Annotated in this window: 11 protein-coding genes and 1 pseudogene; 7 read left to right on the forward strand and 5 right to left on the reverse strand. The window is 73.8% G+C overall.

Annotated elements, in window-relative coordinates; all coding sequences use genetic code 11:
- Positions 1-3: 3 nt before the first annotated feature.
- The 3 genes and pseudogenes from GVV04_RS22895 to mraZ all read right to left on the reverse strand — a co-directional run bounded on the left by GVV04_RS22895 (position 4) and on the right by mraZ (position 2,351).
- A complete protein-coding gene (locus GVV04_RS22895) occupies positions 4-624 on the reverse strand; it encodes a hypothetical protein (RefSeq protein ID WP_161690220.1) in 621 nt (206 codons plus the stop codon).
- Positions 621-1,711: pseudogene (gene rsmH / locus GVV04_RS22900) on the reverse strand (16S rRNA (cytosine(1402)-N(4))-methyltransferase RsmH). Before rsmH ends, GVV04_RS22895 begins: the two are co-directional and overlap by 4 nt.
- Positions 1,712-1,919: 208 nt before the next feature.
- On the reverse strand, positions 1,920-2,351 hold the full coding sequence (gene mraZ / locus GVV04_RS22905) for a division/cell wall cluster transcriptional repressor MraZ (RefSeq protein WP_161690223.1): 432 nt from the start codon (positions 2,349-2,351) through the stop codon (positions 1,920-1,922).
- Between the two features lie 355 nt (positions 2,352-2,706).
- On the opposite strand from mraZ, the gene GVV04_RS22910 reads away from it, so the two are divergent.
- The 3 genes from GVV04_RS22910 to GVV04_RS22920 are packed head-to-tail and all read left to right on the forward strand — an operon-like array spanning position 2,707 to position 5,343.
- Entirely contained in the window at positions 2,707-3,954 is a 1,248-nt protein-coding gene (locus GVV04_RS22910; protein WP_161690585.1) for a MurT ligase domain-containing protein, read from the forward strand.
- Complete coding sequence (locus GVV04_RS22915; RefSeq protein ID WP_161690225.1) at positions 3,944-4,663, forward strand: type 1 glutamine amidotransferase; 720 nt, start codon at positions 3,944-3,946, stop codon at positions 4,661-4,663. Before GVV04_RS22910 ends, GVV04_RS22915 begins: the two co-directional genes overlap by 11 nt.
- On the forward strand, positions 4,660-5,343 hold the full coding sequence (locus GVV04_RS22920; RefSeq protein ID WP_161690228.1) for a TVP38/TMEM64 family protein: 684 nt from the start codon (positions 4,660-4,662) through the stop codon (positions 5,341-5,343). The genes GVV04_RS22915 and GVV04_RS22920 overlap by 4 nt, the downstream gene beginning before the upstream one ends.
- Positions 5,344-5,548: 205 nt before the next feature.
- Here GVV04_RS22920 and leuS read toward each other — a convergent pair whose 3' ends face one another.
- Positions 5,549-8,386 carry a leucine--tRNA ligase gene (leuS, locus tag GVV04_RS22925; RefSeq protein ID WP_161690231.1) on the reverse strand — a complete coding sequence of 946 codons (2,838 nt, stop codon included), beginning with the start codon at positions 8,384-8,386 and terminating at the stop codon, positions 5,549-5,551.
- A 258-nt stretch (positions 8,387-8,644) separates the two neighbouring features.
- On the opposite strand from leuS, the gene GVV04_RS22930 reads away from it, so the two are divergent.
- The 4 genes from GVV04_RS22930 to GVV04_RS22945 all read left to right on the forward strand — a co-directional run bounded on the left by GVV04_RS22930 (position 8,645) and on the right by GVV04_RS22945 (position 13,964).
- Entirely contained in the window at positions 8,645-8,809 is a 165-nt protein-coding gene (locus GVV04_RS22930) for a hypothetical protein (protein ID WP_161690233.1), read from the forward strand.
- Between the two features lie 161 nt (positions 8,810-8,970).
- Complete coding sequence (locus GVV04_RS22935) at positions 8,971-10,026, forward strand: AAA family ATPase (RefSeq protein WP_161690236.1); 1,056 nt, start codon at positions 8,971-8,973, stop codon at positions 10,024-10,026.
- A 2-nt stretch (positions 10,027-10,028) separates the two neighbouring features.
- Positions 10,029-11,327 carry a DUF58 domain-containing protein gene (locus GVV04_RS22940; protein WP_161690239.1) on the forward strand — a complete coding sequence of 433 codons (1,299 nt, stop codon included), beginning with the start codon at positions 10,029-10,031 and terminating at the stop codon, positions 11,325-11,327.
- Positions 11,328-11,495: 168 nt separating this feature from the next.
- Positions 11,496-13,964, forward strand: a complete 2,469-nt coding sequence (locus GVV04_RS22945; protein WP_161690242.1) for a transglutaminase family protein — start codon at positions 11,496-11,498, stop codon at positions 13,962-13,964.
- A 331-nt stretch (positions 13,965-14,295) separates the two neighbouring features.
- Here the strand turns inward: GVV04_RS22945 and GVV04_RS22950 are convergent, their stop codons facing one another.
- Entirely contained in the window at positions 14,296-14,691 is a 396-nt protein-coding gene (locus tag GVV04_RS22950; protein WP_161690245.1) for a DUF3040 domain-containing protein, read from the reverse strand.
- Between the last annotated feature and the right edge of the window lie 39 nt (positions 14,692-14,730).

Here is a 14,730-nt window from a genome sequence, read left to right on the forward strand (position 1 = left end):
CGGTCAGCCTCCCGCGCCCTGCTGGCTGGTGACCGAGGGCTGGCCGTTGGCCGGCTGCGGCACGCCGATGATCCGGCCGTCCGGCATTCGGATGTACGCCGGCTCCTCGGCCTCGACCAAGCCCAGCCGCTTCGCGGAGGCGGTGAGGCTGCCGGGGGCCTCCGCGTCGGCGATTTCCTTCTCCAGCTGCTGCTGGTCCACGTCGAGCTTGGCCTGCTGCTGCTGGAGCCGCTCCAGCCGGAAGGAATTCTCGTTGATCTTGGTGTTGACCAGCAGGATGCCGAGCACCCCGCCGACGACCAGCACCAGGATCAGCGCGACGAAGGGCGCCCGCGGCACCGACACCGGCGGCGGCGGGGCGACCCGCAGCCGTGGCGACGGGGTCGCCGCCGGGCTGGTCCGCTCGGCCGGGCTGGTCCGCTCGGCCGGGCGCAGCGCGGCGCTGCCGCTGGTCGGGAACTCGCGCGCCCCCCGGGCGCGAGCCTCCCCCTGCCGGTCGAACCGGCCGGTCCCCGACGCCGGAACCCCGGTCCGCGTGGTCCGCTGCGCCGCGGTCCGGCCCCCCGACCGCGGTGTGCGCTGCCCAACGCCGGTGTCCCGGCCGTCGCGCTTGTCAACGTTCATCTTCCCTCCCCCTCTTCGTCCGTCCCTGCCCCTCGCCCGGCACCGGCCGCGGATCCGCCGACCCCGGTTGGTGCATCGCCCTGACCCGCCGGCGGGACCGTTCGCGGTCGGCCCGCCCCTGCTGCTCCGCCTCCGGGTCGATCCGTTCCGCGGCCCGCAGGCGCACCGAGGCGGCGCGCGGGTTCGCGGCGACCTCCTCCTCCCCGGGCAGCTCCGCGCCCCGGCTGAGCAGCCGGAACGTCGGAGCCGAACCGGGAAGTTCGACCGGGAGGTCGACCGGGCCCTTGCTGCGGACCCGGTCGGCGAGGGCCGCCTTGGTGAGCCTGTCCTCCAGCGAGTGGTAGGACAGGACCACCATGCGACCACCCACGGTGAGCTTGTCGAGAGCAGCCGGCAGCGCCGTCTCCAGCGCTGCCAGCTCCTTGTTTACCTCGATCCGTAAAGCCTGAAACGTTCTCTTGGCCGGGTGTCCGCCCGTCCGTCGGGCTGCTGCCGGGATGCTCTCCCTGACCAGTTCGGCCAGCCGCGCCGACGAGGTGATCCGGGCCCGCTCGCGCTCCCGGAGGATCGCCGAGGCGACCCGCACGGCGAACTTCTCCTCGCCGTACACCCGCAGCACCCGGGCCAGGTCCGGGTGGGGATAGCTGTTGACCACCTCTTCGGCGGTCACCCCCCGGGTCTGGTCCATCCGCATGTCCAGCGGCGCGTCCTGCGCGTAGGCGAACCCGCGGTCGGGCGCGTCCAACTGGAGCGAGGAGACGCCCAGGTCGAACAGAATGCCGTCGATCGCCGGGTAGCCGAGCCGGTCCAGCACCTCGGGCAGCTCGTCGTAGACGGCGTGCTCGAGGTGGACCCGGTCGGCGAACCGGGCCAGCCGGACCCGCGCGTGGGCGAGGGCCTCGGTGTCCCGGTCCAGCCCGATCAGCACCGTGCGCGGATGCCGTTCCAGCACCGCCTCGGCGTGACCGGCCAGACCCAGCGTGGCGTCGACGTGGACCGTGCGGTCGCCCCTGTCCAGCGCGGGGGCCAGCAACTCGAGACACCGCTCAAGCAGCACAGGCACGTGCGTGCCGCGAAGCTCCCCCATGTCGACCCCCACTGGTGTGATCCGTCCGTTTCTCTCCGCGCCTGCCGCCGGACGACGCCTCCGTCGTACCGCCAGATCCCCATCCGCTCCCGCCCTCCGGAGGCCGCGGCCCTCCGATGAGATCGTGCGCCTGGCACCGGGGAAGGGGTGCCAGGAACTCGAAAGCGGCTGGAGATCTCGCAGTACGTCGGTCGGGCGCCGTCACGCCCTACAGACCGCCCGGCAGCACCCCCTCCTCGATGTCGGCGAAGTCGTCTTCGCTCTCGGAGAGGTAGGTCTCCCAGGCCACCTTGTCCCAGACCTCCACCCGCGTGCTCGCCCCGATCACCACCAGGTCCCGGTCGAGCCCGGCGTACGCCCGCAGGTGGGGCGGGATGGTGACCCGCCCCTGCTTGTCCGGGACCTCGTCGTGCGCGCTGGCGAAGAAGACCCGGCTGTACGCCCGGGCCGCCTTGTGCGTCATGGGTTGCGCGCGCAACTGGTCGGCGATGCGCTGGAACTCGGGCATCGGGAAAACGTAGAGACAGCGATCCTGCCCTTTGGTGACCACGACACCCCCCGCCAACCCATCCCGGAACTTCGCCGGAAGGATCAACCGGCCCTTGTCGTCCAGGCGCGGAGTGTGGGTGCCGAGAAACATCGGCCCAACCCCCTCGCCCTTTCAGCGGCGTTCGCGGCGCCGCTTCCCCCCGGGCCGGTGGGCCCTACCGGCCTCACCATTGGGCCCCACTCTACTCCACTTCCCTCCACCTGCAACCAGAATCACCCGTGCGGCGCGGCGTTTCCGAACGCAAAACCGCACGTCAAAGGGGGTGGAGCGGAGTGGAGGGGCGGAGCGCCCCCACCGGGGCGTCCACTACCCGACATAGATCGACTCCATCCGGTCGAGCGCGCGCTGACCGTCCGCCGGACGTCCCCGGCCGAACGGTTCACAGTCGGCGGCGATCTGGCGGGGGCGGCGGTCCGGTAACCTCGCTCGGGTGACGGACGCGAAGATGCCCCTGCGGGCGAAGGTGGCCAGCTCGGTGTCGCGGACCGCCGCGGCGCTGTCGAGAGCCGCGGGTCGTGGTGACGGTTCGGTGATCGGCGGGTGGATCGGCCTGAAGATCGACCCGGACCTGCTCGCCCACCTGTCTGCCGGGCGGGCCATCGCGCTCGTCTCCGGCACCAACGGCAAGACGACCACCACCCGGCTGGCCGCCGCGGCGGTCGGCGTCCTGGGCCGGGTGGCCACCAACTCCTTCGGCGCCAACATGCCCACCGGCCACACCTCGGCGCTGGCCAAGGCCGGCAGCACCCCGTACGCGGTGCTGGAGGTCGACGAGCACTACCTGGCCCAGGTTCTGGAGGCCACCGAGCCGCACGTGGTGGCGCTGCTCAACCTCTCCCGGGACCAGCTCGACCGGGCCAAGGAGGTCGCCATGATGGCGCAGCTCTGGCGGTCCGCGCTGGTCAACCACCCGGACGTGCGGGTGGTGGCGAACGCCGACGACCCGATGGTGGTGTGGGCCGCCACCCCGCCCGGCGACCCCGCCCGCGGCATCCGGCCGCCGCACGTCACCTGGTTCAGCGCCGGCCAGCGCTGGCACGACGACTCCTGGGTCTGCCCCGAGTGCGGCCACACCATCCAGCGCTCCGGCGAGCAGTGGTGGTGCAGCGGCTGCCCCCTGCGTCGGCCGCAGCCGCAGTGGGCCGTCGAGGACGACGGGGTGCTCGACCCGACCGGGGCCTGGCACAAGGTGAGCCTCCAGCTCCCCGGCAAGGTCAACGTGGGCAACGCGGCGACCGCCCTGGCCGTCGCCGCCGAGTTCGGCGTACGCCCGGTCGACGCGGTCTCCCGGCTGGGCTCCGTCACCTCGGTCGCCGGCCGCTACGCCCAGGTCGACCGGGACGGGCGCAACATCCGGCTACTGCTGGCGAAGAACCCGGCGAGCTGGCTGGAGGCGTTCGAGATGGCCGACGTGGCCCCGACGCTGCTGTCCATCAACGCCCGGGACCCCGACGGGCTGGACACCTCCTGGCTGTTCGACGTCGACTTCGCCCCGCTGCGCGGCCGGCAGGTGCTGATCACCGGCGACCGGGCGTACGACCTGGCGGTCCGCCTCGACGTCAACGGGGTGCCGTTCCAGCACGTGCGGACGTTCGCCGAGGTGGTCCGGGCGGTGCCACCCGGCCGCCTGGAGGTCATCGCCAACTACACCGCCTTCCAGGACATCCGAGCGGAGCTGGACCGTGTCAACTGAGAGCCTGCGTATCGTCTGGATCTACCCCGACCTGCTGTCCACCTACGGCGACCGGGGCAACATGCTGATCCTGGCCCGCCGGGCGCAGCAGCGCGGGATGCCGGTGGAGGTGCTGGAGGTCCGCTCCGACCAGCGGCTGCCCGCCACCGCCGACATCTACCTCGTCGGTGGCGGCGAGGACGGCCCACAGGCGCTCGGCGCGCAGCGGCTGCGGGCCGACGGTGGCCTGCACCGGGCCGCCGCCCAGGGGTCGGTCGTGTTCGGCGTCTGCGCCGGCTACCAGCTCCTCGGCACCTCGTTCTTCGCCAAGGGCGTCCAGTGCACCGGGCTGGAGCTGCTCGACCTCTCCTCCGACCGGGGCCCGAGCCGCGCCGTCGGCGAGCTGGCCGGCGACATCGACCCCCGGCTCGGCGTGCCGGCGCTCACCGGCTTCGAGAACCACGGCGGCCGGACCCACCTCGGCCCGGGGGTGTCCCCGCTGGCCCGGGTGACCGCCGGGGTCGGCAACGACGGCGCCACCGAGGGCGCGTGGCGGGGCAAGTTGCTCGGCACGTACTCGCACGGCCCCGCCCTGGCCCGCAACCCCGCCCTGGCCGACCTGCTGCTGCGCTGGGCCACCGGCGCACACCAGCTTCCGCCGCTGGACGACACCTGGGCAGACCGGCTCCGCGCCGAGCGCCGCGCCGCGGTGACCGCAGCCCGGGCATGATCCAGGCGGTCCGGCGGCTGCTCCGGCAGCCGTCGGCACGCCGGTTCGCCCTGCTGCTGCTCCTGCTCGCCGCCTTCGGGGCAGCGCTGCTCGTCGTCGGCCTGCCCACGGCGGAGGAGCTGCCCGGGCTGGCCGACCGGCTGGGCGGGCTCGCCCCCGTGGCGGCGGTCGTCGGCGGGGCGCTGCTGCTGGTCGCCCTGGTCCCCCGCACCTTCGTCACGCTCGCCGCCGGCGCGATCTTCGGCCCGCTGGAGGGTGCCGCGTACGCGCTGGGCGCCGCGCTGCTCGCGGCGGCGCTGGGCTTCGCGGTCGGCCGCCTCCTCGGGCGGGAGTTCGTCGCCGACCGGGTACGCGGCCGGCTGGCCCGCCTCGACGGCTGGTTCGCCCGGCAGAGCGTGCTCGGTGTGATCACCGTACGGCTGCTGCCGATCGCCGGGTTCGGGCTGGTCAGCTACGGCTACGGCACCACCGGGGCCCGGGTGCTGCCGTTCCTCGCCGGCAGCGTGATCGCCTCGGCGCCCACCGCCTTCGGCTACGCGGCGGTGGGCGCTGCGGTCACCTCCCCGGGCCACGTCAACTGGTTCGGCGTGGCCCCCGCCGCGCTCGGCCTGGTCGCCAGCGTCGTGCTGATCCGCCGCTGGTGGCGCGCCGAACGGCAACGCCGCCCCACCCCACGCTGAGCCCTCCGCACGCCCCCCCGCACCCCCACCCTGCGCGCCCCGCACCCCCACCCCGCGCACCCCGCACCCCGCCCCCGCCCCCGCAAATTCACGGAAAGAGTGGCCATTCCACGCGTGGATGCCACTCTTTCCGTGAATTTGCCGCCCCCCTCCCCCTCCCCGCACCCCACGGGGGGGCGGGGGAAGGGGGCGGGGTGGGGAGGGGTCAGGCGACGACGGAGACCATTCGGTCCTTGATCACGATGACCTTGCGGGGGGCCTTGCCGGCCAGCGCGGACTCGACCGCCGCCAGGGCCGCCGCGCGTACGTCGTCCTCGGACGCGTCGGCGGCGACCTCGACCCGGCCGCGGACCTTGCCGTTGATCTGCACCGGGTACGTCACCGTCTCGGCGACCAGCAGGCCTGCGTCGGCGACCGGGAAGTCCGCGTACGCCAGCGAGGCGTCGTGGCCCAGCCGGCGCCACAGCTCCTCGGCGACGTGCGGGGCGAACGGGGCCAGCATCAGCACCAGCGGCTCGGCCACCTCGCGGGGGGTGGCCGGCAGCCGGGTCAGCGCGTTGGTCAGCTCGATCAGCTTGGCGATCGCGGTGTTGAACCGGATCCCCTCCATGTCGCCGCGTACCCCGTCGACCACCTTGTGCAGCAGCCGCCGGGTGGCCTCGTCGGCCGGGGCGTCGGTGACCCGCAGCTCGCCGGTCTGCTCGTCGACGACGGCCCGCCAGACCCGCTGCAGGAACCGGTACGACCCGACGACCGCCCGGGTCTCCCACGGGCGGGACACCTCCAGCGGGCCCATCGACATCTCGTACACCCGGAAGGTGTCCGCGCCGTACGCGGCGCACATGTCGTCGGGGGTGACCACGTTCTTCAGCGACTTGCCCATCTTGCCGTACTCGCGGCGCACCTCCTCGTCGCCCAGGAACCAGGCGCCGTCGCGCTCGACGACCTCCTCGGCCTGGACGTAGGAGCCCCGGGGGTCGACGTACGCGTACGCCTGGATCATGCCCTGGTTGAACAGCTTGCGGTACGGCTCGAACGACGAGACGTGGCCCAGGTCGTACAGCACCTTGTGCCAGAAGCGCGCGTACAGCAGGTGCAGCACGGCGTGCTCGGCGCCGCCGACGTACAGGTCGGTGCCCCCGCAGTCGCCCTCGGCGCGCGGGCCCATCCAGTACCGCTCGTTCTCGGCGTCGACGAACCGGTCGGAGTTGGTCGGGTCCAGGTAGCGCAGCTCGTACCAGCAGGAGCCGGCCCACTGCGGCATCACGTTGGTCTCCCGGGTGTACCGCTTCGGCCCGTCACCCAGGTCCAGCTCCACCTCGACCCAGTCGCGCCGGCGCGACAGCGGGGTCTCCGGGTTGCTGGCGGCGTCGTCGGGGGCGAACGTCTTCGGGGAGAAGTCGTCCACCTCCGGCAGCTCGACCGGCAGCATCTCCTCCGGCAGCGCGATGGTCGCCCCGGTCTCGTCGTACACGATGGGGAACGGCTCGCCCCAGTAGCGCTGCCGGGAGAACAGCCAGTCGCGCAGCCGGTAGGTGACCGCGCCCGTGCCGTGCCCGTTCGCCTCCAGCCAGGCGATGATCGCCGCCTTGGCGTCGGCGACCCCCAGGCCGTTCAGGTCCAGGCCGCGATCGGGCGCGGCGCTGTTGACCGCCGGGCCGTCCCCGGTGTACGCCTTGCCGTCGAAGCCGTCGGCGGGCTGCACGGTGCGCACGATCGGCAGGTCGAAGACCTCGGCGAACGCCCAGTCCCGCTCGTCCTGCGCGGGCACCGCCATGATCGCGCCGGTGCCGTAGCCGGCCAGCACGTAGTCGGCGATGAAGATCGGGACCTGCCCGCCGGTGACCGGGTTCGTGGCGTACGCGCCGACGAAGACGCCGGTCTTCTCCTTCGTGTCGGACTGCCGCTCCAGGTCCGTCTTGGCCGCCGCCGCCTTCCGGTACGCCTCGACGGCCGCCCGGGGGCTGGTGTGCCCGCCGGTCCAGGCGTCCTTCGTGCCCTCCGGCCAGGCTGCCGGCGCCAGCGCGTCGACCAGCTCGTGCTCGGGGGCCAGCACCATGTAGGTGGCCCCGAAGACGGTGTCGGGCCGGGTCGTGAACACCCGCACCGGCGCGACGGCGGTCGGGAAGTCGATGTGCGCCCCTTGCGACCGGCCGATCCAGTTGCGCTGCATCAGCTTGATCGGCTCGGGCCAGTCCAGCGTGTCCAGGTCCTCCAGCAGCCGGTCGCCGTACGCGGTGATCCGCATCATCCACTGCTTCAGGTTCCGCTTGAACACCGGGAAGTTGCCCCGGTCCGAGCGGCCGTCGGCGGTGACCTCCTCGTTGGCCAGCACGGTGCCCAGCCCCGGGCACCAGTTCACCGGCGCCTCCGAGACGTACGCCAGCCGGTGGTCGTCGACGATCTTCCGCTGCTCGGCGACGGTCAGCTCCGCCCAGGGGCGGCCGTCGGGGGTGGGCCGGGTGCCGCCGGCGAACTCGGCAATCAGCTCGGCGACCGGGCGGGCCTTCTTCGCGTCCTGGTCGTACCAGGAGTTGAAGACCTGCAGGAAGATCCACTGGGTCCAGCGGTAGAAGTCGGTGTCGATGGTCGCCACCGAGCGGCGGTCGTCGTGGGCCATTCCCAGCCGGCGCAGCTGTTCCTTGTACCGGGCGACGTTCGCCTCGGTGGTGGTGCGCGGGTGGGTGCCGGTCTGCACCGCGTACTGCTCGGCGGGCAGCCCGAACGCGTCGAAGCCCATCGCGTGCAGCACGTTGCGGCCGGCCATCCGCTGGTACCGGGCGAAGCAGTCGGTCCCGATGTACCCCAGCGGGTGCCCGACGTGCAGGCCCGCCCCCGACGGGTACGGGAACATGTCCAGCACGTACAGCTTCTCCGCGCCGGCCCGTGGGTGGTCGGGGTCGGCCAGCGGGCCGGTCGGGTTCGGGGCGTGGAAGGTGCCCTCCCGCTCCCAGGTGTCCTGCCAGCGCCGCTCGATCTCGTCGGCCAGGGCCGCGGTGTACCGGTACGGGGGGATGTCGCCCGCCGGTGCTGCCTCACTCATGGTGTCTCCTCGCTTCGCTCGTCGCCGCCGGCCACGCCCCGGCCGGGCTGGGTGCTGACCTCGCTCGGCGCGGTCATGTGTCAATGGGGAGTGCTCCGCCCGCCCGCCGCCGCGCGGCGGCAGGGACCGTGTCGCCCGTCGCCGGAGGGGGCCCGACCGGCGGAGGGCACAAAAAAGCCCCTCGCGCAGGAGGGGCCGCCGTGCTGTCGCGCGTCAGCGCATCAGCACGGCCCGGTAAGAAGCAGGAAGACTCCGGCCATGTCGGGGAGTGTACCCCGCGGGCCGGGCGCGCACGTCGCCCGCCACCGCGACGCGGAGCCGGGGCCGGGCGCGCACGTCGCCCGGCACCGCGACGCGGAGCGCCGGCGCGGCCCGTTCACCGACGGGGCGGACTCCCCCGTCCGGCGAATATTCGGGGCGTAACCGGCCGAGTTCCTGCGGGGGTCGGCTATCGCGACAAACATGGTTAGCCTGAGGGGCCTGTGAGATTTCTGCGGCAGACGAGAATTCTTTCCGCTGCGAACCCAACGGCGGGTCCAGGTGCTCTGTACAGAGCTGCCGTTCCGGCGACGAGGAGGAGGCCCGTGACACAACAGACCTGGGACGAGGTGGGCGGTCTGCTACCGCACGACGAGTTCCGCGCCGCCAGCGAGGCCATCGTGGCCAACATCGAGCAGGTCATCGAGGGCAAGACCGCCACAGTGCGGCTCGCCCTCGCCGTCCTGCTCGCCGAGGGTCACCTCCTCATCGAGGACGTCCCAGGCGTCGGTAAGACCAAGCTGGCGAAGTCCCTCGCCCGGTCGATCGACTGCTCGGTACGCCGCATCCAGTTCACGCCGGACCTGCTGCCCAGCGACGTCACCGGGGTGAGCGTCTACAACCAGGAGACCCACGACTTCGAGTTCCGGCCCGGGGCGGTCTTCGCCAACCTGGTCGTCGGCGACGAGATCAACCGTGCGTCGCCGAAGACCCAGTCCGCGCTGCTGGAATGCATGGAGGAGCGGCAGGTCACCGTCGACGGGGTCACCTACCAGCTGCAGACCCCGTTCATGGTGATCGCCACCCAGAACCCGATCGAGATGGAGGGGACGTACCCGCTGCCCGAGGCGCAGCGGGACCGGTTCACCGCCCGGATCGCCATGGGATACCCGGACCCGGCGGCCGAGCTGGCCATGCTGGACGGGCACGGCGCGGCCGACCCGCTCCAGGAGTTGGGGGCCGTCTCCGACGCCGACACGGTCCGCCGGCTGATCGCCACGGTCCGCGAGGTGCACGTCGCCGACGCGGTGAAGCAGTACGCGGTCGACCTGGTCACCGCCACCCGGGAGTCTCCCGACCTGCGACTGGGCGCGTCCCCCCGGGCCACTCTCCAGCTCCTGCGCACCGCCCGGGCCGTCGCCGCCCTGGAGGGCCGCGACTACGTCCTGCCCGACGACCTCCAGGCGCTCGCGGTGCCGGTGCTCGCCCACCGGATCATCCCGACCGCCGACGCCCAGCTCGCCCGGCGCACCACCGACGCGATCGTGTCCGAGCTGGTGCACCGGCTCCCGCTGCCGCACGACCGCCAGCGCTCCCCGTACGACACCCGGCCCAGCGGCGAGGGCAACGGCCGAGCCCCGTACGAGCCCCGGAGGCGGTGACCGTGCGCGACGGGCTCCGGGGCCTGACCACCCGCGGCCGTTCCTTCCTGGCAGCGGCGTTGGCCGCGGGCGTCTCCGCCGCGATCCTCGGCGAGAAGGACCTGCTGCGGGTGGCGGTGCTGCTGGCCGTCCTGCCGCTGATCGCCGCCGCGTACGTCGGGCGCAGCCGGTACAAGCTGGCCTGCAACCGGTCCCTGGAGCCACACCGGGTGCCGGTCGCGGCCAGCTCCCGGGTGGTGCTGCGGTTGCAGAACATGTCCCGGCTGCCCACCGGCACCCTGCTGCTGGAGGACCGGCTGCCGTACGCGCTGGGCAGCCGGCCCCGGGTGGTGCTGGAACGGCTCGGCGCGCACCAGGCCAGCTCGGTGGCGTACACCGTCCGCGCGGACGTGCGCGGCCGGTACGGGCTGGGCCCCCTGGTGGTCCGGTTGACCGACCCGTTCGGGCTGTGCGAGCTGAGCCGGGCCTTCCCCGGCACCGACCACCTCACGGTGATCCCGCAGGTCACGGCCCTGCCCTCGGTCCGGCTCCCCGGCGAGTACGCGGGCAGCGGCGACAGCCGGGCCCGCTCGGTGGCGGTGCACGGCGAGGACGACGCGGCGACCCGGGAGTACCGGGTGGGCGACGACCTGCGCCGGGTGCACTGGAAGTCGACCGCCCGCACCGGGGAGCTGATGGTCCGCCGCGAGGAGCAGCCCTGGGAGAGCCGGGCCACCGTCGTCCTGGACACCCGGGGGTACGGCCACCAGGGCGACGGGCCGACGGCGAGCTTCGAGTGGACCGTCTCCGCGGCGGCCAGCATCGCCGTGCACCTGCGCCAGGCCGGGTACAAGCTGCGCCTGGTCACCGGCGGCGGCGCGGACGTCGACGCGACCGAGGGTGCCGGGGACGGCGTGCTCCTCGACCACCTCGCCGAGGTTCGGCTCGACGGGCGCGGCGAGATCACCACGCTGGTGCAGCGGGTCCGGCAGCGCGCCGACGGCGGCCTGATCATCGCGCTGTTCGGCTCGCTGAGCACCGCCGAGGCCGAGCTGCTCGCCGGGCTGCGCGGCAACAACGCGACCTGCGTCGGCTTCCTGCTGAACAGCTCCACCTGGCTGAACCTGCCGGCCCGGGCCCGGGCCGAGGCCGACCACGCGCACGGCGCCGCCGCGCTCGCCCTGGTGCGGAACGGGTGGCGGGTGATCGGGGTCGACCACGGGGCCCGGCTGCCGGCTCTCTGGCCGCAGGCCGGCCGGGGCTCGCAGGGGTTCGCCCTGCGGGCGGCGCTGGCAGAGACGGTCGCGGGCGGCGTGAAGTGACGCTCCGGCCGGGGCGGCGAACCGACGCTCCGGCCGGGGCGGCGAACCGACGCCCCGGCCGGAGTGGCGAACCGACGCTCCGGCCGGGGCGTGAGGTGACGCTCCCCGGGCGGGAGCACGCGAGGGGCCCGGCACGCCGGGCGTGACACACACCGGAAGGGTGGTCCCGTGACCGCGACCCGCAACCTCGGCTTGGTGGCCGCCGCAGCGACCCTGCTCGCGGCGGCCCCACTGTCGGCCATCTTCGAACGCTGGACCTGGCTCATCCAGGCCGTCATCGCGGTCGCGGTGGTGGCCGGGGCGGCGGCGTTGACCCGGCTGATCCGGGCGCCGCTGTGGGGGCAGGTGCTGGGCATGCTCGCCGGGCTGGTGCTCGCGCTGACCTGGATCTTCCCCAGCGGCGGGGAGCTGGTGGCGCTCGTGCCCACCCCGGCCACCTTCGCCCACTTCGGCGAGTTGGTCGGGGCGTCCGCGCAGGACATGCGCTCGTACGGGGTCAAGGTGCCCGACGCCAAGCCGCTGCTGTTCGTCAGCGCGCTCGGCATCGGCGGGGTGGCGGTGGTGGTGGACGTGCTCGTCGTCGGGCTACGCCGCCCGGCCCTGGCCGGCCTGCCGATGCTCGCCATCTACTCGGTGCCGGTCGCGGTGTACGTCGACAGTGTCCCCGCCGTGCCGTTCGTGGTCGGCGCCGCCGGCTACCTCTGGCTGCTGGTCGCCGACAACGTCGACCGGGTGCGCCGGTTCGGCCGCCGGTTCACCGGTGACGGCCGGGGCGTCGACGTGTGGGAGTCGTCCCCGCTGGCCGCCACCGGCCGCCGGCTGGCCGTGGTGGGGGTCGCGCTGGCGGTGGTGCTGCCGCTGGCCGTGCCGGGGATGACCGGCGGGCTGCTCGACACCCTCGGCTCCGGGGCGGGCAACGGCACCGGCCGCGCCGGCCAGGGCGGCAACCCGAGCAAGGTCGACCTGTTCGCCGCGCTGAGCGGCGAGCTCAACCAGTCCGAGGTCGTCGAGATGGTGAAGGTGACCACCACCGAGCCGAGCCCGTTCTACCTGCGCTTCGGCGTCTTGGACAAGCTCCGGGCGGACGGCTTCCGGATGGGCGACCCGACCGGCCGGCCGGTTACCCGAGGGCTGCCCGACCCGAGGCGGGCCGGGGAGGGCGTCGAACAGCAGCAGCACCGGGCCACCGTCGAGGTGACGAAGAACTTCCCCATGCCCCTGCTGCCGGTCTACGGCGAGCCGGTGCGAACCGAGGAGCTGGGCGGCAACTGGCTGTACGACTCGGCCCTCCAGGTGATCTTCTCCAACCGGGACAACTCCCGCGACAAGCGCTACTCGTTCGACTACATCCGGTCGACGTACAGCACGACGGCGCTGCGCCGTGCCCCCTCGCTGCCGGCCGACCACCCCGTCCGGGTCCAGCAGACCGAGACCCCGCCGGTGCCGCAGGTGGACACCCTCGTCTCCGAACTCATCCAGGGCAAGCGCACCGACTACGACAAGGTGCGGGCGATCTACGACTACTTCTCCTCGGACAACGGCTTCACCTACAGCCTGACCACCAAGGGCGGCACCAGCGGGCAGGACATCGTCGACTTCCTCAACAACAAGGCCGGCTTCTGCCAGCAGTACGCGGCGGCGATGGCGTGGCTGGTCCGGGCGGCCGGCATCCCGGCCCGGGTGGCGCTCGGCTTCACCAACGGCACCGGCCGCACCGGCGAGGGGTACGTGCTGACCAACCGGAACCTGCACGCCTGGACGGAGGTCTACTTCGACGGGATGGGCTGGGTGCCCTTCGACGCCACCCCGGCGGGCGGGGTGCAGGGGTCGACCCGCTCGGCGTGGGCCCCGGACACCGACGCCCCGGAGTCCGTCGCCCCCGACCCCGGCACGTCGAGCGCCCCGGGCGAGAACGGCCCCTCGCCGGAGGCCGACGGCCCGGACCCCGCCGACCGGGATACCGACGCCGGGCTGGCCATCGGGGCCGGCGGCCCCACCCGGCAGGCCCCGGTCTGGCCCTGGTGGACGGCGGGCGTGCTGCTCCTGCTCATTCTGCTCGCGGTGCCGGCACTGCGCCGGGCGGCGCTGCGTCGACGCCGGGGCACCCGGGTGGCGGCGGCCCCGAAGGCGACCATGGTGGACGCCGGCACCGGCCGGGACGGCGTCGAGCGGACGATCGTGGTCGGGGTGGACCCCGCCCGGGCCCGGGCGGACGCGCACGCGGCCTGGGACGAGCTGCTCGACACCCTGGTCGACTACCGGGTCCGGGTGGACCCGACGGAGACCCCCCGGGCGACGGCCGAACGCCTGGCCACCGACGCGCTGACGGAGGACGCCTCCGCCGCCGCGGCGGCGCGGCTGCTCGGGCGTGCCGAGGAGCGGGCCCGCTACGCCCGGGACCCGCTCGCCGGTGAGGACCTGACTCCGGCCCTGCGCAGCGTCCGCGGCGTGCTCGCCGTCCGGGCCGGCCAGCGGACCAGGCTGCTCGCCACCGTGTTGCCCCCGTCGGTGCTGCTGCGCTGGCGGACGGCGGTGAGCGACACGTCCTCGCGGGTGGTGGCCACCACCGGCGCCGCCCGGTACCGGTTGTTGCGCTGGAACCCCCGCCGCCTGCTGGCCTCCCGCAGCAGCCGCTGACCCACCGGGCAGCAGACCACCACTCCCATCTCGTCGGCCAGGCGCAGGACGTCGAGGCTCGCCGCCGCCGATGGTGCCCGACGGTCAGTCACGGAGATCGTCTGTCGCGTGCCGGCATCCCGCCCGGCGTGTCGTGCCGGTGACTCGCAGACGATCAAGGGGCGACACAGAAGGACAGCGGCGGCACAGAAGGAAGCCGGCCGCCCCTCGGCAGCCGAGAAGGCCCGCGCGGCATCGGCGTGGACACGCAACAGCGGCCCGTCGTCGGACAGGCCGAACTCAGCGCGGTCCCGCCGGGTCGGCGGGACCGGGAATCAGCGGAGGGGCCGGGTCAGCGGTGCCCCTCCGGGCGCTGCCGCCACCGGTCCTCCATCCGGTCCAGGAACGACGACCGCCGGCCTGACCGCCCACGCGGACGGCGCCGACTGGTCGTCCCGCCGACCACGTGCAGGTCGGGGGACTGCGCCCGCCGGTGCGACTGCACCGCGTACGCCGCCGAACCCAACATGATGACGAACCCCGCCACCGCGAGCGGTGGAGTCTTGATCACCGCACCGTAGACCAGCAGGGCCAGCCCAACGATGATCGCGCCGGCAGCGACAAGCAGGCGACGCCGCGCATGGAAGCGCGGATCGCTGGCACGCACGGCCGAGGCGAATTTGGGGTCCTCGGCAAGCGACCGCTCGATCTGATCGAACAGCCGCTGCTCGTGCTCCGAGAGCGGCACGGCACTCCTCCCCGGTCACGTAGGTCGGCCCGGGCGGGC

It is taken from the genome of Micromonospora rubida (assembly GCF_009908295.1).
Lineage (GTDB): Bacteria > Actinomycetota > Actinomycetes > Mycobacteriales > Micromonosporaceae > Micromonospora > Micromonospora rubida.

Excerpts from the sequence above, each read along its gene's own strand:
- GVV04_RS22895 (WP_161690220.1), bottom strand. The coding sequence starts at position 624 with ATGAACGTTGACAAGCGCGACGGCCGGGACACCGGCGTTGGGCAGCGC.
- mraZ (WP_161690223.1), bottom strand. The coding sequence starts at position 2,351 with ATGTTTCTCGGCACCCACACTCCGCGCCTGGACGACAAGGGCCGGTTG.
- GVV04_RS22910 (WP_161690585.1), top strand. The coding sequence starts at position 2,707 with ATGCCCCTGCGGGCGAAGGTGGCCAGCTCGGTGTCGCGGACCGCCGCG.
- GVV04_RS22920 (WP_161690228.1), top strand. The coding sequence starts at position 4,660 with ATGATCCAGGCGGTCCGGCGGCTGCTCCGGCAGCCGTCGGCACGCCGG.
- leuS (WP_161690231.1), bottom strand. The coding sequence starts at position 8,386 with ATGAGTGAGGCAGCACCGGCGGGCGACATCCCCCCGTACCGGTACACC.
- GVV04_RS22930 (WP_161690233.1), top strand. The coding sequence starts at position 8,645 with ATGTCGGGGAGTGTACCCCGCGGGCCGGGCGCGCACGTCGCCCGCCAC.